Source organism: Neobacillus sp. D3-1R (assembly GCF_052180215.1).
Lineage (GTDB): Bacteria > Bacillota > Bacilli > Bacillales > Cytobacillaceae > Pseudoneobacillus.
Map to the genome: position 1 here is coordinate 1,908,583 of NZ_CP197471.1, position 21,941 is coordinate 1,930,523.

The following is a 21,941-nucleotide window of genomic DNA, read 5'->3' on the forward strand; positions in this document are numbered from 1 at the left end:
ATTGAATAAAGGGTGGTGAAAAAATGGCTAAAAATAAAAATAATCAAATGAAAAAGAATAAAAATGCGTTACCTAAAGCAGATGTTGAATTTGGCGGAGAAAATGGACTTGAAAAAATAGCGTTAAGAGCACAAAAAAGTCAAAATAAGTAAAAGGATACGAGTGGTATTTTAGAAGGAAGCTAACAAAAATAATTTTGAAATGTACTCAGGAGTTGTATATCTACAGCTCCTTTTTAATTCTTAAATTACAATTACTTTTTATTTATTTTGTAACTGGTGGAATAACCCCAACGATTAAAAGAATAAGAAATAATAAGCCTATGAGCATATAAGTGAAAGATCCATAGAAAATGGGATTTCTTCTAAATATGAAGCCTTGTGGTTTTTGAATGATTCCAGTCTGAGCACTTATTTGACTATCGATGTATCTTGTGACTGTACCACCACTACTGGAAAACCCAAATGAAATCACAGAAAAAGCTAAACCAGCAAAGAACATTATCTCAATAAATCTTATCGAAAACTTATCAGCAAAATAGTACGTTATTCCGGCTTCAATCATTAAAGTAAGGATAAAAATAACCATTTTCTTCAATATTCCGATTCCTCCTCTTACATCGTGCTTCACTCCATTTAAAACTTCTGTCTATAAAAGATTTTCTTTGTCGTTCTCAATTAATTCTATTATAAACAATATATTCCATATCATAGGAATTCAAGACTATATTTGCTCCTTTTTGCCTAATGGGAGGAAAAAATGGTGTAAAATGGTATATGTGGAACATTAGTGGGAGGGTGGTCGTTTGAATAAGAAACAAAAAATTCTTTTTAGAAGCTCTATATTCCTAAACATTGTTTTGGTGTTATTTATAGTGTGGAAATATATCAATATCCATTTTGCCAGTGAACAATTATTTTACACAGAAGTACAGGATAATTTAGTTGAATTAGAGGGATTAATCGCTCATCAAAAGGAGGACAATTGGTCCGAACCCAATTTAGTCACAACTGAATTAGGTGATGTTCTCGAGGGAATTTATGTTGGTTTGAGCAATGGAAAGTATTTAAGGACCATTTCCAATCAGGATAGAGAGGTTTTGGAAAAACTTGCGGCTAAACTGAGGCAATATCCAACGGATGAGTTATATCAATTTTCAAGCTTAACGGAACAGGATCAACGAAATTTCGAAGAATTACAGAAGAAGCTTAGAAAGGCTGGTTTAGGGTTGCGCATCACCATCAGCAATAATTGGGATTCATTTATGTACAGTGTAAAGGAATTGGAGAATGAAATAGATGTGCCGTTAAATAAATAGTTTGATCAGAGAATGGGGGAGATAAGATGTATTTGCTTTTATGCATTATCTTAAGTGCCATTTTAGGCTATGTTTTATTGATGATGGGACCGCTTGTAGGTGGAATTATTGCTTTTGCGATCGTCGTTGGCTGTATGTTTAGAGGACTTTATTTACTAAATAACATTCATAAAAGAATTTCAACTTTGGCACCTAGCAAAGACAGGGTGAAAGAGGCGTACGATCAGTATATAAAAGAGCAAGAAAAGACTTAAGAGTTATAGATTTAGATGAGGATGATTCTATTAGGAGATTGGCTCCCTTTTAGAATGATCCTTTTTTAATAGAATCAAAGAGGACACGAAAGGGGATAAATGGTAAAATAAAAAGGTAAAAATTTGAAAAATATCCTGTTGGTTGGAAATAGGAGGTCAAAAGGATTGTTATCAGGTCGATTTACATTTATTAATGAAAAACAAGATGGAATCACGAAAGCAAATTTAGATAAAGTAAGGTATTCTAATCAGTTAAATACCTCAATGAATATTTATAATAGTATACTGCCATTTTGGGTTATTTTCGTATTCATAACAACTTGTTCTTTGGTCGTTTATCATTCTATCTATTTTTCAGAAAAGAGTACGCTACCCCAACAAAGTGATAAAGGGATTGAAGAGGAAGTAGTGCAAACGAATTCAAAGGATATTGGTGATTCTTTGATTATTCCAGATGGTAGCCATGCTAATTATCAATTATTTTTAAAAATGTTTAGCGAAAAGCAGTTTTTAGTGGAGGCTAATATCAAAGTAGAAAACCGTTCTGAAACGAATTGGATGGATTTGCAGTTTTATTTTATCCCAAATTTAATAAATGCAGCTGAGATTAAAGAAGTAAAAGTGGATGGAGAAGTCATGAAGTATTACTTATCAGAGGATTCACTTCGAATTACTCTCAATAAGGCTTTACAAACGGGGAAGGAGATGGAGGTATCCGTTTCTTATACTTTAACACCTCCAGAGGATGATTTACGTCTTTTTCGATTAGATGGTAGCATTGCGTTAGCGGAATGGTATCCGATGTTATGTACCTATTTGAATGGTTGGCAAAAAGACCCTTTTTATCCGGGAATGGAAAGTTTTTTCACTGGTTATTCGGATTTTACTGTTCAGTATGAACTTTTAGATGGCTATACTCTTAGCAGTTCTGCAGAGGAAGATGCACCTTTACATAGTAGAACAGGTACTCTCGAAGCTCGTAAAATAAAAGAGTTTTACATTAGCCTTACCAAGGATACCGTTATTAAAACAAAAAAAGTGAATGAGACAGTAGTTAGAGTGATAGGTTCAAAACAAAATGAACAATCAATCGACTATGTATTAGATATAGCAGCTGAATCTTTGAAGTTTTTCGATCAAAAGATCGGGAAATACCCATATAAACAATTGGATGTTGTTTATGGTTACAACTATAATATTGAATATCCAGGAATCGTTACGGTTTCAGACGAAGGGGATTTAGAATCTCAAAAGCACCCTATCATTCATGAAGTAGCCCACCAATGGTTTTTTGGCCTAGTTAGTAATGATACGTATAATGACGGTTGGCTTGATGAAGGATTAACAGAATTAAGTACAGATCTATTTCTGTTGGTACATGAGAAGGAGTCATTGGATGAAAGTTTTGCTTGGGTAAATTGGTTATATAATGAAAGAAAACCCTTTCCATCAAACGAACCGTTAGAAAAATATAAAGAGAATGGCGGAACGGCCGCTTACTTATACGCGCAGCCAGTACTTAAACTTTGGGAGGTTTTGGGTAAAGAAGATCCATCAGGAAATAAAGCTTTAGCGTTTTTATCTGATTACTTTCATACCTACACCTATCAAATTGTTAACACAGATGAATTTATTCGTTTCATGAAACAACATTATGATGTCGATGATCCTTATTTTGCAGAGTGGCTAGACTTTACTCCAGACTATATTTATTGGAAGCTTTAACTGCCTGATTATGTTTGAAAAAGAGCTAATTACACTAATTATTCAAACTGAAAAAGAACCCGCCAATAGGTGGGTTCTTTCTATTAATATACCTATCAAACAACGCAACCTTTTACATATGCGCGAAATCCATAAGAGGCGGGATTAGAAAGCTTGCACAAGCTAGTGTAATCCAAGCAGCAAAAATCATGGCAAGGGTCGAAAAAGTTGCTTCTTGTTCGCCATATTCCATGGCTTTGGAGGTTCCTACTCCGTGTGCACTCATTCCTAAAGCTAATCCTCTAGCAATCGGTGATTTAATCGATAGTCTTTTCATAACAGTTGGCCCCATGATTCCGCCTGAAATACCTGTGATAATCACAAAAATGGTGGTTAGTGTTGGAATACCGCCAATTTCTTTTGATACTTCTATCGCAATGGGCGTTGTAATCGATCTTGGTAAAATGCTAATAATAAAATCGGGATTGATATGAAATAGGATCGAAAGTGCCAGTGAAGAGGCAATGGCGGCTAAGGAACCAACGGTAACACTCGTGATGATATTTCCAATATACTTTTTGACTAAATGAAAATTTTTATAAATAGGTATAGCAAAAGCGACCGTTGCTGGCCCTAACATATGGGTTAGCAGCTTTGATGCATCGACATAAGAATTGGCTGAAATATGCAAACGATTCAATAAGATAATAAGAAGAATAGGGCATATAATCAAAGGATGAAAAAGTGGAAATGTCCACTTCTTCGTGACCAGTTTGGTAAGTTTGTATATAACAACAGTAATAAAGGTAAAAAAGAGAATGTTCATCATTTGGCAACACTGCCTTTTCGTTTGTGGATAAAATCTGACGTAAAGGCGGTTGTCGCCATGACTATAAATGTACTTGCCCCAATGAGCAAGACCATCTCAAATCCTTCCCAGCTTAAAATTTCATTATAATTGACGATTCCTACCGCTGATGGCACGAAGAAGAGCAATAATTCCGCTAGCAGCCAGTTCCCGCCTTGTTCAATCCATTCGATTTTTACGAGTTTCGTAAATAAAGCGATTAATAATAAGATTAATCCAATCATAGAAGCGGGAATCGGAACGGGAATAAAGTGCTTTACGCCAACACCCAAAAATAAAAATAGATGTATAAAAAATATTTGTATGATAATCGTTAGTATTTTCATTGATAATCCTCCTGTTTGACGACAGGAGCAAAAAGCATAGCTCCTTACACCAAAGATTTGGTGATAAAGAACATGCTACTCTGTTTTGTGTTATTCGTAAAATACATAATTCCTATAAGGTGTATAACTAATAGTTATAATGAAAAGCTAACGAAAAAATTCAATAAACCTTTTTGTCGCGTAAGAAAGATATTTATCCTTTTTGGTAATAACAGCTAGATTCCATGGTATTTCTGGCTTAATGGCAATGATTTTCACCTGTTTATTTTCCACTCGTTTACAAATGGATTCAGGCAAGATGGTTACCCCTAAATTGGCTCCGACCATCTCGGTCATCAAATCCCATTGGGAACTTTTAAAAAGAATCTTCGGTTCAAACCCTTCGCGGATAAAATTTTTCCACATAATATCATGAAGAGCAAAATCCTCGTGATAAAAAATAAATTCTTCATCTTTTAACTCTTTTAAGTGGATCAAATTATGACTGGCGAGTGGATGCTGATGATGAATGACCAATTTCATTTGATCTTCGACGATGGGATAAATGTTAAATACACTATCATCGACTGGAAGAACGGCAACCCCTAGTTCAAATTCTCCTACTTCGACAGACTTTACCACTTTTGCACCACCATATTCAGTTATATTAATCGAAATATTAGGATACATTTTATGAAAATCGGCCATCACACTTGGAAAGTAAAGACTTCCAATAATCGGTGGAATTCCAATACTAATAGACCCGCGGTTTAAACTCGTCAAGTCATTTAGTGTTCGAGTCATTTCATCCATTTGGGTTAGGATTTTCTGAGCATAATTCATCACGATTAAACCGCCATCCGTTAATTCACTCGTTTTATTGGAACGCACGATTAGGGTCATATCTAATTCGTCTTCTAAGCTCTTGATCATCTTACTTAAAGCAGGCTGCGAGATATGTAACGCCTCTGCCGCTTTTGTGAAGCTTTTATGTTTGGCTGCTTCGAGGAAATAGACTAATTGTCGTAATTCCATTCATAAACACTCCTTATTTAAGGTCGTAAATCCTGATATGTTTCATAATGATGGACAGCGATTCCTTTGAAGTAAGGATAAGATTGAAAATTAATCATTACTTTTTCCAATTCCATCTCCATTTTTTCAAGACCTTTATGAAAAAAGGTTAAGTGTTTTCCTTCAGGTGTATCCATCGTTTCAATAGCGATCATAATGGGTTTTCCGATGCTATTCGCATACGAAACCTCTGTTTTACTAATAGCAAGGATGCCATTTGGTCCCTCTGCCTGGTCACGATAGGCCATCACCACTATATGGTCAAAGCGATTAATGATCCATTCACTTAAGGTTTGGCGAGGATGATTAATCGAGATTTGATCCAACCAAAAGGGAAGAACACCGCTTACTTGGAGCTCAGCTTTATGTGCTTCTTCAACGAATTGACTTAGTACGGACATCCATTGTGATATTATTTGAGATTGATTAGAAGACCAATTCGGTAATAGGTAAGGTTCAATATCAAATTGGATTCCATCGAATTGTTGTTCTTGATTAACTCCTACATTATACTCTTCTATCCATTTTAAAAACTGCAGAGGGATTTGAATTTCTGACTCTAGTCCCCATGTTGGTTCCCCGCCCAATGCAAAAACGCGGATGTCTTCTTTATGAGCTTGTTCTATAAAATCCATATACCTCTTTTGGGGCAACTCTTGATTAATTTGTAAGTAAATTTCCTTTATTCCTTCCTTTTTTGAAAAAGAAAGGATTTGATGTGGTTCCGTCTGGATAAGGAAAGGGTTCCAGATCCAAGTTGAGCGATAAAAGGTAGCAGGCTTTTTCATTTCATGAGATGTATGGGTTATGAGGATGAGAAAAACGGGTATAAGAATCATAAATGAAAGGAAATTCCTCCATCCCATAGCACTTTTCTCCTTTCAAAACTTTTCGTTACATCAAATGTAGCCATATCAATTGATAAAAATCAATTTGGATAGTATTAAACATTTCCAGGAAAAATAATAAAAACAACGGTATCGATAGAAAAGAGAGGGGTACATGTTACGAACTTTCACAATAAATGCTATATTCACCGTATTAATTATACTTTTCATCTTCTATTTTTACCTAGTCCTTCGAAAAATCATTACATCTCTTTATCGTTATCAAAAAAGAAGCTGGCGAAAGAAGGTCAAGCTTGCCGTTCTTCAATGTGTGAAGAATGGAGATTGCAAACAAGATATATTTCCTAATAGACGGATTGTTCTAGAAGTAATAGAAGAACTCTTGTCAGACTATATGAACGTATTAAAAGGAAATCGCAGCAGGAAAAGAATTTCGGAATTTGCTAGTCATTACTTCACTTCATTTTATAAAGATAGATTACGTCATTTTCGTTTTAGTGTTCGTTATAATACTTTACTGATGATTGATAAGTTTTGTATGACGTCCCTAGAGGATGAATTATTATTGATTTTAACAAAGAAAAAGGTGACCGATATCGAACGTTTTGAAATTTATCGGATATTGGCTGCATTTCAATATAAAGGGTTGAAAGCGATTCTATGTGAAAGCGAACGGTTAGCAGATATGGTTTATCGCGACATTTTTCATAGAATAAATGACGAAATCCTACAAGATTATGTTGCAACATACGAGACTTGTTCCAAACCTCTTCAGTTGAACTTGGTCGATGTACTAGGTGATAAAAGAGATTTTCGAGCATTATCCTTACTAGAACAATTACTGAAAGAAGAGGATATGGAGCTGCGGATACGAGCATTAAAGGCGATTAGTAAAATCGGTCAAATTCATAATCGTGAGTGTATATTATCTTTTACTGCATCAGACTCTTGGCAAGAAAGGATGATGGCCGCAAAAGTAATGGGAGCCATTCAGTCCTCATACTTCCTTTTACCCCTCATACGCATGCTTTCTGACTCTTCTTGGTGGGTAAGATCTACAGCGGCTCAAGGTATTTTACGTTATCGGAAGGGGCTGCACATTCTCGTCAGGATTGCAGAAACGGGAAAAGACCGATTTGCGCGCGATATGGCTAAAGAATGGATAGAAAGAGTGGTGCGGCGAGATGTTTCATGAATGGTTCGGAAATATCATATATGTAACCAGTCTTATCATCATTAGTTATATCATTTTGCTTTGTCTTTTTTATCTGGTGATTTTAGTCATTGCGGCTAAGTATATTCGTGATGATTATCGCTTGAACCTAAAAGAGGCATATAGTGACCTCTTGCAACAAACGGAAAGTGCCCCTCCATTATCTGTTTTGGTTCCTGCTTACAATGAAGAAGTTGGGATTGTTTCGACGATTTCTTCCTTAATGAAGCTTCAGTATCCTGCTTTCGAAATGATAGTGATTAATGATGGGTCAAAGGATCAAACTCTACAGGAAGTCCTCCATAAATATGAAATGAAACAGGTACATACGATTTTTCGTCAACAGCTTAAGAATCAACCTATTCGTGCAATCTATCAGTCCAAGCTGTATTCCAATCTGTATGTCATTGATAAAGAAAATGGAGGGAAAGCAGATGCCTTAAATGCCGGGATTAATTTTTCCCATTTTCCGTATTTTTGCAGCATAGACGGGGATACCATATTGGAAAAAGACGCACTTTTGAAGATTATGAAGCCGATTGTGGATTCGAAAAAAGAAATCATTGCCGTTGGAGGAAGCGTGCGAATTGCCAATGGGTGCAAAATAGAGAATGGAGAGGTCAAGAAAATTGGGCTGCCGAAAAATCCACTGGTCGTTATGCAGGTTATTGAATATTTTCGTGCCTTTCTCGTCGGTCGCTTTAGCTTAAGTAAGTTTAACCTTTTACCAATTATCTCAGGAGCGTTTAGTGTTTTTTCGAAAAAATGGGTGCTAGAAGTAGGCGGATATAGTGAAAAAACGGTCGGTGAGGATATGGAAATTATCTTAAAGCTTCATCGGCATCGGATTGAACAGAAAAAATCGGCCGAAATCATTTACATCCCCCAATCTGTTTGTTGGACGGAAGCTCCGAATTCACTAAGAATCTTAAGAAATCAGCGAACAAGATGGCATCGTGGCCTTTTAGAAAGCTTATGGAAACATAAAGATATGATATTTAATCCAAAGTATAAAGGGATTGGATGGATATCGATGCCTTATTACCTTATTGTGGAATTATTTGGACCAATCATCGAATTTTTAGGTTATGTGGTGATTGTTCTGGAAGCTATTCGTGCTGGATACCTTTCCGACTTGGTGCTGTTAATGTTTTTTCTTGGTTTATTTTATGGTTCATTTTTATCCGTCTCCAGCATTCTTCTGGAAGAATGGGGACTTCAGTTTTATGGAAGGATTAGAGAGTTAACCATCTTATTCTTTTATGCTTTATTTGAATCCTTTTGGTATCGTCCTATTACTCTTTTTTGGAGATTTATTGGTACGTTCCAAGCCTTGTTTGGAAAACAGGGATGGGGTGAAATGAAACGGCAGGGAGTTTTAAAATAAAAGTTTACAAACAAGCCTTTCAACAGATATTAAAGAAAAGGAGGTGTCTCATAGGTGAGCGATTGGAATGAACAAGCAGCTGCCAACAATAACCTTAACTCCGCAACGATTAAGAGTTCTAAGCTAGTTGGTAAAGAAGGAGTAACTGCTAGTGTGGATACAAGTGAAGTATCCACTGAAATGCCAACCGAGGGGAAAGACGCTGAATATCTTCAAAAACATTTATTGAGCAGACAACCGGGGATGTAGATGGATTGGCGATACTTGAATAAGTATCGCTTTTTCTAGATATTTCCATCGTAAGTGAGTGTTGATGTACAAAATCGAGCTAGAAAATGGAGGAAGTGTCCATCATTGAGGGATGATGGACAAAATCATGCGAGAAAATGGAGGAATGTCCATCATGAGAGGGATGATGGACAAAGTCGTGCGAGAAGAGGAAGGAAGTGTCCATCATAAGAGGGATGATGGACAAAGTCGTGCGAGAAGAGGAAGGAAATGTCCATCATTAGAGGGATGATGGACAAAATGGAGTGAGACAACGAAGGAAGTGTCCATCATAAGAGGGATGATGGACAAAGTCGTGCGAGAAAAGGAAGGAAATGTCCATCATTAGAGGGATGATGGACAAAATGGAGTGAGACAACGAAGGAAGTGTCCATCATAAGAGGGATGATGGACAAAGTCGTGCGAGAAAAGGGAGGAAGTGTCCATCACAATAGATATGATGGACAAAACTGGATGTTGGATTATGTGAGATAAAATTGTAAATGCTTTCAAACAAATTACATATGAAAAAAAGACCCCTCCAGCGGAGAAGTCAGCCATTAGAGTTCTTATTTATCTGTTTTATTATTTTGAATCGGTACGTGTTTAGGTGCTTTTGGATAATTTGCTTTATCTGCATCTGGGCCAGTTAGGGTATTTCGTTGATCGAGTACTTTTCCTGTATATTGAATCGGATTGTTTTCTACCAATGTTTTCACCTCCTCTTTATAGGATGGATGAAAACCCTTTTATTATGAAAAAATTAAATCAGGTAATCACATGCATTATATGACATATATCCTAGTTCCTTAGAATAGTTTTTTTAGGAAAGGGGATGAGGCATATGATTGTTACAGCGGAATCTCGTCAAAAAATAGGCGGTATTTTTTCGATTATAGCAGCTATACTCTCTGTTTTGGTAATGGTACTATACCAGGTTGTTGCTATGAGAGGGGTTACGGGATCGGATGTTTATGAGACAACAGTTCATTCCATGGCTGCCCACCCGATTGCAAATTGGGCTCTGATGATGACTGGTTTATTGGCATTTATGCTTTTCTTTTGGACAGTGGAAGCGCTGGATGAACGTTTTCGAACGTTTTTTCCAACATTGACTACCAATTTTTCACGATTTGCCTACTTCTTTTTACTCCTATATTGTTTATATCTTTTACTTCCCGCAGCTGTACTCCATGATATCGCTAACTCCGATTTGACTATATCTGAAGCACTTGAAACGGTACATCCTATTGTTGAAATAAGTCTTGTTTTATCCTCTCTTTCAAGTCTTTTTTTAGGAGTATGGTTAATAATCATAGGGATGTTAGTCCTCCGATCAAACTTGTTTTCCAAATTATTTGGTATTTTCACCTTATTTATAGGTGCCGTGGTCATCTTTTCAGGGGCATATGAAGCTTTATATGGCAGAGGGAGTATAATCGGAATTGCGTTTAGTATTCTCTCATTCGTAGGGGCATTCGTGGTTTGGAAAATTTGGTTAGGTATCCTGCTCTTAAGAAAACCCTTATAAAAATGGACAAAAACAACCGATTCTTTGGGCGGGAGTCGGTTCTTTCCGATATGATAAATCTTAAATTTATTGAAACATATCAGAACGCAATCACGTCTTACCTTAATGTATGGATTATTTTGTCATTGAGGGTGAATGTATGCGAAAAAGAAAGCTGATTGTACCAGCCATTATTTTGGTCCTGGCAAGCACGATTATTTTTTTCAGAGATGGGTTGATTCTTAATATAATTGGTTTAGAGTTTGAGAACCCATTTGTTAAAAAAGTAATCGTACCTCTTACTTATAGCGATATTGACCGCAATCGTAATGGAATAGCGGATCCGATCGATATTGTGCAAACAGCTCGAAAAGAAGTAAAGCAACGGACGAAATATGAAAGTAACTATTACCAAGGGGGATATCCTCCAGAAGATGAAGGGGTCTGTACGGATGTCATTTGGCGCGGGTTAATGGGAGCCGATATTAATCTCAAAGAAATTATGGACTTGGATATAAAAGATCATATAGATTTATATCCTAGAGTAAACGGTAATCCGGATCCCAATATCGATTTTCGTAGAGTTCCCAATCAATTTGTCTATTTTGAGAGATTTGCAGAGTCTTTAACGACGGAGCTTATTCCTGGGGATATTGAAAATTTAACGGAGTGGCAACCTGGAGATATTGTTGTGTTTTTAGATGGCTATCACCACGTCGGGATTGTATCAGATAAAAGAGCAAAGGATGGGACTCCTTATCTAATCAATAATAATCCACCATATGCTGCTGAGGTGAAGCTGTCTTCTTTTAAGACACCTATTGCTGGTCATTATCGGTGGAAATACTAGACTCCTATAGAAAAAAATAAACCCGATTTTCCATCTCAAATAGTGGAAATCGGGTTTTCTCGCATTTATAGATATTTCTTTAATTCCTCTGTTAAAATTAGAAAGTTGTCTTTGTCAAGATTTTGCAGGGCTAGATCGATTTCCTTTTGAATTTTCTCCACTTGAAAATCACGGAGTGCTTTGTCTAATACCATCTCTGCAAAAATAGAATCCATTTGACTTTGATCAGGGTGTTGGGGTGGATTTAAATAATAATTCTTTTTCATTCGTAAGCAACTCCTTTTTCCTTTTTAAAATTATATATTAAATATTCAGATAATTCAAATAGTTAATTCTGGTAAAAAAACATTTTATACCCAAAAATTAGTAATTTCAGATATAATGATGTTTTAGGGAGAGTGAATCAATGTTAAAAGATGCTCTTAATGCAGTGGTAGAATATAGAAGAGTTATAAACACAGGGAATGTCATGGAAATAAATAAATGGGTTTCTGATGATTTTATTGGATATGTTGGGTATTATGCGGATAAAGATTACGAAGTTTATCGTGGAGATTCCTATAAGTTGGACAATGTTGAAACCTTCAAATCATTTGAAGGAAAAGACCCTTTTTGGAAATACAAAGACCTAACTCATAGTTTACGGACACCAAATGAACTGATATTGTCCTCAATTGTAGAATTTTATCTATCAGGAGAAAAGGTGGCAACTGCACTAGCTATGGAAGTGTTTAAAAAGGAATTAGGAGAATGGAAGTTATATAGACAACATATGGAAAAATATGCGGAATGAGGAGAAAAGGATGAACAATATTACTTTTAAAAATATTTACAAACCAGGTAAACCAGTTTTTGAAAATGATTTATACTTGCATAATCATAATCCCGAGATGCTGTTGCAATATGACAGCAATTTTTTAGCGTTTAAAAAAATGCCTACTGTCCCTGAGTTCGAGGAGGCTTTAGCTTACTTGAAAGACTATCATAGTAAACATGGGCAGAAACATGTTCGTTTTTATTTTCCAGAAGGAGAGACTCTGTCTTCTGAATTAACGGATTACTTAATTAATGAAAAATTCACCATCGGATTTTTGGAATTATTCGCGATTCAGCCGAGTCAGTTTCCTGAAGTAGAGGCACATCCAGACATGGAAATGAAAAAGGTGACGGATGAGACGATTGATTTATTTTTACAATTTAAGTTAGAACAAGACGCTGAATTTGGAAATCATTATGCAGAACAAAAACAGGCCGAGCATCTGCGAAATTTTAAGCGTGAACATATTCAACAGTTCATTGCTTTTTACCAAGGAAAACTTGTAGGATCTGTGGATGTGATTATTTCAGAACATACAGCAGAAATTGATAGTTTTATGGTTCTAGAAGACTACCAGAAAAAAGGAATCGGAAGCAGACTGCAAAAATATGTGATGGACCAATTTTTGGATAAAACGATTATTCTTGTAGCGGATGGTGAGGATACTGCAAAGGATATGTATCGCAAACAAAACTATCAATATCTTGGGTTTCAGTATGAAGCACTGAAGGTGTATGAATAAGAATACTGGGTTCGGACTGGGGGTACGAATATGTGGCGGGACGTTTATGAACTATCTGCTTTTACCATGAATTGTAGGGGAGGAAATCCTGCGGGAGTAGTGTTGGAAACAAATGGTCTTACCGATATTGAAATGCTTGAGATTGCTAAAAAGGTTGGTTTTTCCGAAACCGCATTTGTGTTTCCATCCTCTCAAGCAGACTACCGTATTCGATATTTTACTCCTAATGAAGAAGTGGATATTTGTGGTCATGCGACCATTGCGACCTTTTCTTTATTGTTACAGAAAACGCTCGTTCAACCTAGTAACTTTTTGATTGAAACAAAAGCAGGGTTACTAAATATACAAGTAAATAAAGATCATTCTGTATATTTAGAACAAAACAGACCGATTTTTGGAACAAGATTAGCAGCAGATGAAATCGTCCGTTCATTAGGATTGGAAGAGGATGATTTGGCGGGGGATTTACCAATCCAAATTGTTTCAACAGGCTTACATGATATGATGATTCCTGTGAAGAGTTTAACGGTTTTAAACAATTTAAACCCTAATTTTTCAAAAATCAAAGAGATTTCTAGAAAATGGGATGTAATCGGATATCATGTATTTACTCTAGAGACAGTGCATGATTCTTCTGCTCACTGTCGGAATTTCGCCCCACTGTATGATATTAATGAGGAAAGTGCCACAGGTACTTCTAATGCAGCTTTAGCTTGTTATTTGGCTAACTATCGGGGAATGGAATGGAATTATCGTTTTGAACAAGGTTATGGGATGAATCGTCCATCCGAAATTATCGTAAATCTTGAATATGATTCTGGGGAAATTTCTTTTGTCCAAGTAGGCGGATGTTCATCTTGTTTTGAAAAGAGAAGGATCTTTTTCGGAGAGAACCGTTAAAACCATACAGCTCTTAGCAGTTCGGTATATTTAACTGGCAAGTGAAGACACTAAAATGAGGTAACTTTACATTTATTTTTAAAAAAAGAGAGAGGGTTCCTATGACAAAAGATATGACACAAACTGGTTGGAATTTCGATAACAGCTACGTTCGTTTGCCGGAAATTTATTATACTCGTCAAAACCCTACTCCTGTACACGCACCGAGATTGGTTGTACTAAATCATTCTCTAGCCCATTCATTGGGTTTAAAAGTGGAATACCTTCAAAGTGAAGATGGTGTTGCGGTGTTTGCCGGAAACCGAATCCCTGAGGGAGCTGAACCTCTTGCCCAAGCTTATGCAGGCCATCAATTCGGGCATTTTACCAAGCTGGGAGATGGTCGTGCTATTCTGATTGGTGAGCATATTACTCCAAAAGGTGATAGAGTGGATATTCAGCTTAAGGGACCAGGTCGAACGCCATATTCTCGTGGGGGCGATGGTCGGGCAGCTTTAGGGCCAATGCTTCGTGAATATATTATCAGTGAAGCAATGCATGCTTTAGGAATTCCGACTACCCGCAGTTTAGCAGTGGTTTCAACCGGAGAAAAGGTGATTCGTGAAAATGATTTGCCAGGTGCGATTTTAACACGAGTGGCTGCCAGTCATTTGCGGGTTGGTACGTTTGAATATGCTGTTAGGTGGGGAAGTAAGGAGGAACTTAAAACTCTTGCTGACTATGCGATAGAGAGACATTATCCGGAAATAAGTGATGATGAGAGTAAGTACCTCTTATTTTTAAAAGCCGTCATAAAGAGACAGGCTTCTTTGGTTAGTAAATGGCAATTAGTTGGCTTTATTCATGGTGTGATGAATACTGACAATATGACGATCAGCGGCGAAACGATTGATTATGGGCCGTGCGCTTTTATGGATACGTTTGATTTGGCAACGGTGTTTAGTTCTATTGATAGAGAGGGCCGTTATGCTTATGGTAATCAGCCTTATATGGCTTTGTGGAATCTGACAAGATTAGCGGAGAGCCTAGTGCCTCTTTTAGATGAAAATCAGGATCAGGCGATTAAAATGGCTGAAGAAGCCCTTGGGGAATTTGGAAAACTGTATCAAAGTCATTGGTTAGCTGGGATGAGAGCCAAATTAGGAATCTTTAACGAAGAAGATGAAGATGAAACGTTGATTAAAGAGCTTCTCGATTTGATGCAGGAGCATAAGGCGGATTATACGAATACCTTTAAGGCTTTAACACTAGGTAAATTAGAAGATAATGTTTTGTTTGGGAAAGCGGAATTTGATGATTGGCATGCCAAGTGGCAGTCAAGATTAAATAGACAGGAAGAGTCGAAGGAATCTTCGCGCGAACTTATGCGGAAAAATAATCCTGGGGTCATCCCTCGAAATCATCGTGTAGAAGAGGCTTTGGAAGCGGCAGTTGAAGGGGATTTCACTGTCATGGAGAAATTGCTGCACATATTATCGAATCCATATGAGTATTCTGCAGAACAAGCTGCTTATTGTACATTGCCAGAACCATCAGGACTGCCATATAGAACTTATTGCGGGACTTAAGTGGTATAGTGGTATGGATTCCAAATTAAAATGGAACAAAAAGCACCAAGAGCGAATCGCTTTGGTGGAGGAGCCTTCACCAAATATACGATTAAAGAATCTTGTGAGTTTTTTAAACGGTGGTAAAGCACTCGATGTAGCGTGTGGTCTTGGAGGAAACAGTTTTTTTCTTGCCCGAAATCATTATCAAGTGGATGCTTTGGATATCTCGAATGTAGCCATACACTTTATTGAACAAAAGGCTGTTGGTCATAATCTTGATATTACTCCTCAAATCTGTGATCTTACTGATCTGACTAAGATAAAGTGGCCAAACAGTCCATATGATCTTGTGGTCATCACTTATTACCTGGATCGGAAGCTTTTTCCGATTGTAAAAGGTATCATAAAAGAAAATGGTTACTTTTTTATGGAAACCTTTTATCAGACAAGAGCTCCAAATGATCATCAGGGAATATCGGATCAATATAAATTGCAGCCTAGAGAGTTGCTAGAGGAATTTGCTGATTGGAATGTCCTCTTTTTTGAAGAAAATGAAGAAGAAGGACGGCAGACAATATTTTGTCAAAATAAATAGTGGTAAATCGGTATCAAAATACTTGTGAAACGAGATTATTTTCATTATAATAATCTTGGATTTGAAATAGGTAAGGATTGTTACTGTATCGGCAGGCAAAACCTAAGTAAACTATGTCTAACTATAGGCATCGTTTATTTGGGTTTTTTCGTTTTTACTTGGTAAAGTTGATAGAGGGACTATTTTATTGGTGTTGTTGGACAAAAAAAGTCCATGGTGTGACGTTTGGTGTCCAGAATGGAGTTCCATTGGACAAAAGATGCTCGATGAGGAGTCGGAATGTCCAATAGGAAGGGTCTATCGGACAAAACCGGTTCAAGAAGGAGTCGGAATGTCCAATAGGAAGTCTCTATTGGGCATAACCTGCTCAAGAACAAGCCAACTTGTCCAATAGGAACACGATAACCTACATCAAACTAGACCCAACAAAGCCCAAGTAAAATAAACTCTATGAAAAAGCCAACTTATAAGCCTAGTTTGTTACACATTCCTTATTTAAATAACTTAATTAATTGGAGGATTTTATCATATGAAAAATCAAGTATTTACAATCGTGGAAGAATCAGGAATTCATGCTCGTCCAGCTACTTTAATCGTGCAAGCAGCTAGCAAATTTGATTCAGATATTAATCTATCTTTTAACGGTAAAACTGTAAACTTAAAGTCTATTATGGGCGTAATGTCACTTGGACTCAGCCATGGAGCTCAAATTGAAGTAAGTGCAGAAGGCCAAGATGAAGCGGAAGCATTGGAATTCATATCTGAGACATTAAAGAAAGAAGGTCTTGCCGAATAATGGAAGCTTTAAAAGGAATTGCCGCATCAAGTGGGATTGCAATAGCTAAGGCATATAAGTTAATCGAACCGAACTTAACTTTTGAAAAAAAGACCATCACGAATGTGGAAGCAGAAGTGGAACGCTTTAATACAGCTTTAGCCACCTCACGCACGGAGCTTGAGAAAATCAGAGATAAAGCTAACGAAGAGTTGGGTAGTGACAAGGCAGCAATTTTTGAAGCGCATCTTTTAGTTCTAAATGATCCTGAGCTGATTTCACCGATTACTGACAAAGTTAAATCAGAAAAAGTAAATGCAGAGCAGGCCTTGAAAGATATTTCTCATATGTTTATCATGATGTTCGAACAAATGGACAATGAATATATGAAAGAGCGTGCCGCTGATATTCGTGATGTGACGAACCGTGTACTGGCTAATCTTTTAGGGGTCCAAGTGGTGAACCTAAGCTTAATTTCTGAAGAAGTGATTATTATTGCAGAGGATTTAACTCCTTCTGATACAGCTCAATTAAATCGTAACTATGTAAAAGGCTTCACAACCAATATTGGTGGACGTACCTCTCACTCGGCGATTATGGCACGATCAATGGAAATTCCTGCCGTCGTAGGAACGAAAACAGCGACTACCTCTATTCAAAATGGAGATATTGTGATTGTCAATGGATTAAAAGGTGAGGTTCTGATTAACCCAACACCTGAAGTGATTGAGCAATATAGAAAGGAACAAGTTCGTTTTGAAGCGCAAAAAGCAGAATGGGCGAAGCTTGTGAACGAAAGTACCGTTTCTGCTGATGGTCATCATGTTGAACTTGCTGCAAACATCGGGACTCCTAATGATTTAGAAGGAGTTATGACCAATGGAGCAGAAGGTGTTGGTTTATACCGTACGGAATTTTTATACATGGGGCGTAATGAGCTTCCATCTGAAGAGGAGCAATTTGAATCGTATAAAACGGTTCTTGAAGGAATGAAAGAAAAGCCGGTTGTCGTACGAACATTAGATATCGGAGGAGATAAAGAACTTCCATATCTTGATTTACCAAAAGAAATGAATCCTTTCCTTGGCTTCCGTGCCATCAGACTATGCCTGGAGGAACAGGATTTATTCAGAACACAGCTGCGTGCTCTATTAAGAGCGAGCGTTTATGGTAATCTAAAAATCATGTTCCCTATGATTGCAACTTTAGATGAATTCCGTGCCGCAAAAGCTATTTTACTAGAAGAGAAGGAAAAGCTTGTGGCAGCGGGTATAGCTGTATCTGAAAAAATCGAACTTGGAATTATGGTTGAAATTCCATCAACGGCTGTTCTGGCTGACCAATTTGCGAAGGAAGTTGATTTCTTCAGTATTGGAACAAACGATTTAATCCAATATACAATGGCGGCAGACCGCATGAGTGAAAAAGTTTCTTATCTTTACCAACCATATAATCCAGCGATTTTACGCTTAGTGAAAATGGTAATTGATGCTGCCCATCGTGAAGGTAAGTGGGCTGGAATGTGCGGTGAAATGGCTGGAGATGAAACAGCTATTCCACTATTATTAGGACTTGGGCTTGATGAGTTCTCGATGAGTGCCACTTCCATCTTAAAAGCTCGTTCTCAAATCCTACGCTTAACCAAACAGGAAATGAAGGAATTAGCAGACAAAGCACTTCAAATGTCTACAACAAGTGAAGTAATGGAAGCTGTTAATCAAGCTACAAATAAATAAATGTTGGGAGGCCAGTTAGGCAATGCTTAGCTGGCCTTTTTTTAACCTTGAAAAACAGAAGTGGAAAAGTTAGTATAGGATATCAAAGGCACACAATCAAACAGCCTATATAAAAAATTCATTTTATCATGCTTAAAGAGGTTAAAATATGAAAATACATAAAGTGATAAACAACAATGTCATCAGTGTGCTGACAGAAAACAATCAAGAAATGGTTGTGATGGGGAGAGGCTTGGCGTTTAAGAAAAAAACAGGTGATCCTGTTGAGGAAGAATTGATAGAAAAAGTGTTTACTTTGGAAAATAAAGATGTCTCCGATCGATTCAAAACTCTTCTAAATGAAGTACCTACGGAATATATGGAAATTTCCGATGAAATTATTAGTTATGCGAAGGATACCTTAGGAAAAAAATTGAATGAAAGCATTTATGTATCCCTTACCGATCATATTCATTTTGCCGTTCAAAGACACCAAAAGGGAATGGACATCAAAAATGCTTTGCTTTGGGAAATCAAAAGGCTTTATCGAGACGAATTTAACATCGGTAAAGAAGCGTTAAATATAATAGAACAAAAGGTTGGGGTTGCCCTCCCGGAAGATGAAGCTGGGTTTATCGCATTGCATGTCGTGAATGCGGAACTAAACGAAGAAATGCCAAACATCTTAAATATCACGAAGGTAATTCAAGAAATTTTAACTCTTGTGAAAGATCATTTTCATATGGAGTTTGATGAAGAATCGCTAAACTATTATCGTTTTGTCACCCATCTTAAATATTTTGCTCAAAGGATGTTCAGTAAAACTTCCCTCACAAGTGACGACGATTTTCTTTTTCATACGGTAAAAGAAAGGTATACAGAAGCAGCGGCGTGTACGGATCAAATTAGAAAGTTCGTTTTGGAAAAATATGATTATGAACTAACTAATGAAGAAATGCTCTATCTAACGATTCATATTGCCAGAGTTGTGGAACAAAATTAATTTCATGAAAATGAAAGCGTTGACAGCTATTTGATTAAGGATATGCAGGCAAAACCTGAGAAGAATAAGAAGGTTCATTTTTAAACTGTTCATGTTCTTTTCGGGTTCTTTTTTTAAAAAAACACCTAAAGTAGTAGTGCTTAATAACTAAACTCATAAAATCCCATTTTATCGGACACACGTTCCGTTATACGACGAAAATGGCTTGTTTTAGAGGATTATCGGACTTTGGTTCCGCTATTTTACTAAAAGTATGCCTTTTGCCTATGAAATATTGTTAATAACGGAATCTGAGTCCTTTAATATATAAAAATAGGTCTATTTTAGGGAAATAACGGAACCAGTGTCCTATAACTATAACATCCATAAAAAAGGAGGAGCTTCAAAATGGACTACACTAAGACAGCTAAAGACATTCTGAACTTTGTTGGTGGAGAAGAAAATGTGAATGCCGTGACGCACTGTATGACGAGATTACGTTTAAACCTCCATGACCAAACTAAAGTGGAACGGGGAAATCTAGAGCGTATTCCAGGGGTAATGGGAACGATTATAAGCGGTGATCAACTTCAAGTGGTTCTAGGTAACGAAGTGTCTAGTGTGTATAAAGTGATACAAGATATGTTGATTCGGTAAGGAGGGAAAGCAACCGAAATAAAAACCGTATTCCTTTAGTGCGAATACGGTTTTAAAGCTATGGCCATTTACTTGTCTTTTGCCAAATCTGTTTCATCGAATTGTGGGTATTTTGTTCTTAAGTACTTTTCGTAGTCTACTTCGCCAACATTCTCACCATCAACATAATATAGGTATTTCGTTAATGAATCATTTACTTCCAATTCGACTTTCATATTAATGTGAGGGGCTATCTTTAACATTTTTGTTCTTGTTTCATCCCATTTTGCTACTTTTTCATTATCTGTTAACTGGCTATTTTTATAGTCAAAACCAATAGATAAATAAACAGGGGAGTTTTCAAAAGGACGCTCTGGCGTAAAATCCTGAAACTTAAACACGTCTTTATAGTTTTCTGTAAGTTTTTCAGGGTGTTCTCTATACGCCTTCGTGGAGTCTGACCAGCTGGTAGTTAAATAGGGGTCACCTAAATAGAAGAAGGTTGGTTCTCCGATTTCCTTTTCAAACTCTTGTTTCAATAAGTTCTCTGTGTGCTTGATTAAGTTCTCACCCATATCTTTATCATTTTCCAAATGTAATGTTAGTACATCCCCATTTTGATCACTGTATTGGATATTCCAGCTTAGGTAATTTCTACCCATTTCATTTTCATTTTTAGAAGTGTAATGCCCTTTTTCAGACTTTAATATCTTCCAATCACCTAATGTATAATCTAAAAATTCTTTATGAGTTTTTGTATAATCTTCTTCATATGTATTCGTCCAGGCTTTATTCCATAACGCACACCCGCTTAATAGTGTGACGGATACCAATAGTACAAGGAATGAAAACATCCAATCCTTTATTGTTTTTATCATCTTATCCTTCCTTTCAGTGCTGATGATTACATAGAAACTTCTAAATTATTATTTTACAAATTTTAGCAATCTGTTTACATCCTACTATGGTAGCAATTTTATCCTTTTTCTTCAAAATTAGACGACTTCAATGAATTTTATCACCTTCATATAAGCAGTTTTATTTCAAAAGCAGGAAGAAAGGTTTTTTATGTTGAACTATTTGAAGAAGTTTTTTAAGCTAAAATCTAACAAGCAAGTTTAACCAAGTCATTTAATACATTATGAAAAAGAGAGAGGTGAACGTATGAGTAGAATTGTATTATTATTAATCCTATTTATATTTGGAGTTCATACCTCTGTTCAAGCTCTAAGTTGGGCTTATCCTTTTGTGGTTTGGAAAGGGAATGTTTATCAGGTAACAGATGAGAAGTTGACTTCATCTCATATTAAAAAGAGAATTGGTTTCGTTGAAACAGAACCAATTGAAATGACGGGAAACTATTACGGAAATGCATCGAATGCATACACGATTGGAACAGGATATTATGAAATCATTGGCGTTCCTTATAATACTGCGATAGCGGTCAGGATAGGGGATAGAGAATGGCTAAAAGCGGTTTATGTTCACAAAGCACCGTTTCATATAATGAATTATTTATCAAAACCAGTTTTATTATTGTTGCCTGTATTGTTTTTTTCCTTCGTGCAAAATAGAATAAACAAAAGGGATTTACCTAAATTAAGTTAAACCATTCCGGATTTACTATGATT

At 36.6% G+C, this 21,941-nt stretch carries 27 protein-coding genes and 1 pseudogene; 20 read left to right on the plus strand and 8 right to left on the minus strand.

The annotated features are described in order from the left end of the window. Positions 1-23 precede the first annotated feature (23 nt). A complete protein-coding gene (locus ACSBPO_RS09685) occupies positions 24-152 on the plus strand; it encodes a hypothetical protein (RefSeq protein ID WP_442599847.1) in 129 nt (42 codons plus the stop codon). Positions 153-264: 112 nt separating this feature from the next. On the opposite strand, the gene ACSBPO_RS09690 is transcribed toward ACSBPO_RS09685, so the two are convergent. Then, positions 265-588 carry a hypothetical protein gene (locus ACSBPO_RS09690; protein WP_442600337.1) on the minus strand — a complete coding sequence of 108 codons (324 nt, stop codon included), beginning with the start codon at positions 586-588 and terminating at the stop codon, positions 265-267. Positions 589-805: 217 nt separating this feature from the next. Here ACSBPO_RS09690 and ACSBPO_RS09695 point away from each other — a divergent pair, with 217 nt between their 5' ends. The 3 genes from ACSBPO_RS09695 (at position 806) to ACSBPO_RS09705 (ending at position 3,297) form a co-directional block, all read left to right on the plus strand. Further along, entirely contained in the window at positions 806-1,318 is a 513-nt protein-coding gene (locus tag ACSBPO_RS09695) for a hypothetical protein (RefSeq protein ID WP_442599848.1), read from the plus strand. A gap of 26 nt (positions 1,319-1,344) precedes the next feature. Further along, positions 1,345-1,572 carry a hypothetical protein gene (locus ACSBPO_RS09700; protein ID WP_442599849.1) on the plus strand — a complete coding sequence of 76 codons (228 nt, stop codon included), beginning with the start codon at positions 1,345-1,347 and terminating at the stop codon, positions 1,570-1,572. A 165-nt stretch (positions 1,573-1,737) separates the two neighbouring features. Further along, positions 1,738-3,297, plus strand: a complete 1,560-nt coding sequence (locus tag ACSBPO_RS09705; protein WP_442599850.1) for a M1 family metallopeptidase — start codon at positions 1,738-1,740, stop codon at positions 3,295-3,297. Positions 3,298-3,409: 112 nt separating this feature from the next. Here the strand turns inward: ACSBPO_RS09705 and ACSBPO_RS09710 are convergent, their stop codons facing one another. The 4 genes from ACSBPO_RS09710 to ACSBPO_RS09725 form a co-directional block, all read right to left on the minus strand. Next, positions 3,410-4,105, minus strand: a complete 696-nt coding sequence (locus ACSBPO_RS09710; protein ID WP_442599851.1) for an LrgB family protein — start codon at positions 4,103-4,105, stop codon at positions 3,410-3,412. Next, entirely contained in the window at positions 4,102-4,470 is a 369-nt protein-coding gene (locus ACSBPO_RS09715) for a CidA/LrgA family protein (protein ID WP_442599852.1), read from the minus strand. The genes ACSBPO_RS09710 and ACSBPO_RS09715 overlap by 4 nt, the downstream gene beginning before the upstream one ends. A 147-nt stretch (positions 4,471-4,617) precedes the next feature. After that, a complete protein-coding gene (locus ACSBPO_RS09720; RefSeq protein ID WP_442599853.1) occupies positions 4,618-5,484 on the minus strand; it encodes a LysR family transcriptional regulator in 867 nt (288 codons plus the stop codon). A gap of 17 nt (positions 5,485-5,501) precedes the next feature. Further along, positions 5,502-6,389, minus strand: coding sequence for a hypothetical protein (locus ACSBPO_RS09725; RefSeq protein ID WP_442599854.1), 888 nt, complete (start codon positions 6,387-6,389; stop codon positions 5,502-5,504). Between the two features lie 136 nt (positions 6,390-6,525). Between ACSBPO_RS09725 and ACSBPO_RS09730 the strand changes: the two genes are divergently transcribed. From ACSBPO_RS09730 to ACSBPO_RS09745, 4 genes are all read left to right on the plus strand, one after another. Then, a complete protein-coding gene (locus tag ACSBPO_RS09730) occupies positions 6,526-7,566 on the plus strand; it encodes a HEAT repeat domain-containing protein (protein ID WP_442599855.1) in 1,041 nt (346 codons plus the stop codon). Then, positions 7,556-8,971 carry a glycosyltransferase family 2 protein gene (locus tag ACSBPO_RS09735; protein ID WP_442599856.1) on the plus strand — a complete coding sequence of 472 codons (1,416 nt, stop codon included), beginning with the start codon at positions 7,556-7,558 and terminating at the stop codon, positions 8,969-8,971. The genes ACSBPO_RS09730 and ACSBPO_RS09735 overlap by 11 nt, the downstream gene beginning before the upstream one ends. Before the next feature lie 54 nt (positions 8,972-9,025). Continuing rightward, complete coding sequence (locus ACSBPO_RS09740) at positions 9,026-9,220, plus strand: hypothetical protein (RefSeq protein ID WP_442599857.1); 195 nt, start codon at positions 9,026-9,028, stop codon at positions 9,218-9,220. A gap of 115 nt (positions 9,221-9,335) precedes the next feature. Beyond that, positions 9,336-9,491, plus strand: coding sequence for a hypothetical protein (locus ACSBPO_RS09745; protein WP_442599858.1), 156 nt, complete (start codon positions 9,336-9,338; stop codon positions 9,489-9,491). A 316-nt stretch (positions 9,492-9,807) separates the two neighbouring features. Here the strand turns inward: ACSBPO_RS09745 and ACSBPO_RS09750 are convergent, their stop codons facing one another. Next, the gene (locus ACSBPO_RS09750; protein ID WP_442599859.1) at positions 9,808-9,948 is read right to left on the minus strand and encodes a hypothetical protein; all 141 of its coding nucleotides are present in this window, start codon (positions 9,946-9,948) and stop codon (positions 9,808-9,810) included. Between the two features lie 134 nt (positions 9,949-10,082). On the opposite strand from ACSBPO_RS09750, the gene ACSBPO_RS09755 reads away from it, so the two are divergent. Together ACSBPO_RS09755 and ACSBPO_RS09760 are read left to right on the plus strand one after the other, a co-directional pair. Continuing rightward, positions 10,083-10,769 carry a hypothetical protein gene (locus ACSBPO_RS09755; RefSeq protein WP_442599860.1) on the plus strand — a complete coding sequence of 229 codons (687 nt, stop codon included), beginning with the start codon at positions 10,083-10,085 and terminating at the stop codon, positions 10,767-10,769. A 139-nt stretch (positions 10,770-10,908) separates the two neighbouring features. After that, on the plus strand, positions 10,909-11,598 hold the full coding sequence (locus ACSBPO_RS09760) for a DUF1287 domain-containing protein (protein WP_442599861.1): 690 nt from the start codon (positions 10,909-10,911) through the stop codon (positions 11,596-11,598). Positions 11,599-11,663: 65 nt separating this feature from the next. Here ACSBPO_RS09760 and ACSBPO_RS09765 read toward each other — a convergent pair whose 3' ends face one another. Further along, entirely contained in the window at positions 11,664-11,864 is a 201-nt protein-coding gene (locus tag ACSBPO_RS09765; RefSeq protein WP_442599862.1) for an IDEAL domain-containing protein, read from the minus strand. A gap of 140 nt (positions 11,865-12,004) precedes the next feature. Here ACSBPO_RS09765 and ACSBPO_RS09770 point away from each other — a divergent pair, with 140 nt between their 5' ends. The 9 genes and pseudogenes from ACSBPO_RS09770 to ACSBPO_RS09810 all read left to right on the plus strand — a co-directional run. Continuing rightward, entirely contained in the window at positions 12,005-12,391 is a 387-nt protein-coding gene (locus tag ACSBPO_RS09770; protein ID WP_442599863.1) for a DUF4440 domain-containing protein, read from the plus strand. 10 nt (positions 12,392-12,401) lie between these two features. Next, positions 12,402-13,157: a GNAT family N-acetyltransferase gene (locus tag ACSBPO_RS09775; RefSeq protein WP_442599864.1), complete on the plus strand. Its 756-nt coding sequence runs from the start codon at positions 12,402-12,404 to the stop codon at positions 13,155-13,157. Between the two features lie 30 nt (positions 13,158-13,187). Beyond that, entirely contained in the window at positions 13,188-14,057 is an 870-nt protein-coding gene (locus ACSBPO_RS09780) for a PhzF family phenazine biosynthesis protein (RefSeq protein ID WP_442599865.1), read from the plus strand. A gap of 101 nt (positions 14,058-14,158) precedes the next feature. Beyond that, positions 14,159-15,625 (plus strand): protein adenylyltransferase SelO, encoded by a 1,467-nt coding sequence (locus ACSBPO_RS09785; protein WP_442599866.1) that lies wholly within the window; start codon positions 14,159-14,161, stop codon positions 15,623-15,625. A gap of 13 nt (positions 15,626-15,638) precedes the next feature. Further along, positions 15,639-16,202, plus strand: coding sequence for a class I SAM-dependent methyltransferase (locus ACSBPO_RS09790; protein ID WP_442599867.1), 564 nt, complete (start codon positions 15,639-15,641; stop codon positions 16,200-16,202). A 529-nt stretch (positions 16,203-16,731) separates the two neighbouring features. Next, the gene (locus ACSBPO_RS09795; RefSeq protein WP_442599868.1) at positions 16,732-16,998 is read left to right on the plus strand and encodes a phosphocarrier protein HPr; all 267 of its coding nucleotides are present in this window, start codon (positions 16,732-16,734) and stop codon (positions 16,996-16,998) included. After that, a complete protein-coding gene (gene ptsP / locus ACSBPO_RS09800) occupies positions 16,998-18,713 on the plus strand; it encodes a phosphoenolpyruvate--protein phosphotransferase (RefSeq protein WP_442599869.1) in 1,716 nt (571 codons plus the stop codon). Before ACSBPO_RS09795 ends, ptsP begins: the two co-directional genes overlap by 1 nt. Positions 18,714-18,861: 148 nt before the next feature. Beyond that, a complete protein-coding gene (gene licT / locus ACSBPO_RS09805; protein WP_442599870.1) occupies positions 18,862-19,695 on the plus strand; it encodes a BglG family transcription antiterminator LicT in 834 nt (277 codons plus the stop codon). A gap of 387 nt (positions 19,696-20,082) precedes the next feature. Further along, positions 20,083-20,310, plus strand: a pseudogene (locus ACSBPO_RS09810) (PTS transporter subunit EIIB); the annotation flags it as partial. An 89-nt stretch (positions 20,311-20,399) separates the two neighbouring features. On the opposite strand, the gene ACSBPO_RS09815 reads toward ACSBPO_RS09810, so the two are convergent. Next, positions 20,400-21,188, minus strand: a complete 789-nt coding sequence (locus tag ACSBPO_RS09815) for a hypothetical protein (RefSeq protein ID WP_442599871.1) — start codon at positions 21,186-21,188, stop codon at positions 20,400-20,402. A gap of 286 nt (positions 21,189-21,474) precedes the next feature. Here ACSBPO_RS09815 and ACSBPO_RS09820 point away from each other — a divergent pair, with 286 nt between their 5' ends. Then, positions 21,475-21,918 carry a hypothetical protein gene (locus tag ACSBPO_RS09820; protein WP_442599872.1) on the plus strand — a complete coding sequence of 148 codons (444 nt, stop codon included), beginning with the start codon at positions 21,475-21,477 and terminating at the stop codon, positions 21,916-21,918. The last annotated feature ends 23 nt before the right edge of the window (positions 21,919-21,941 follow it).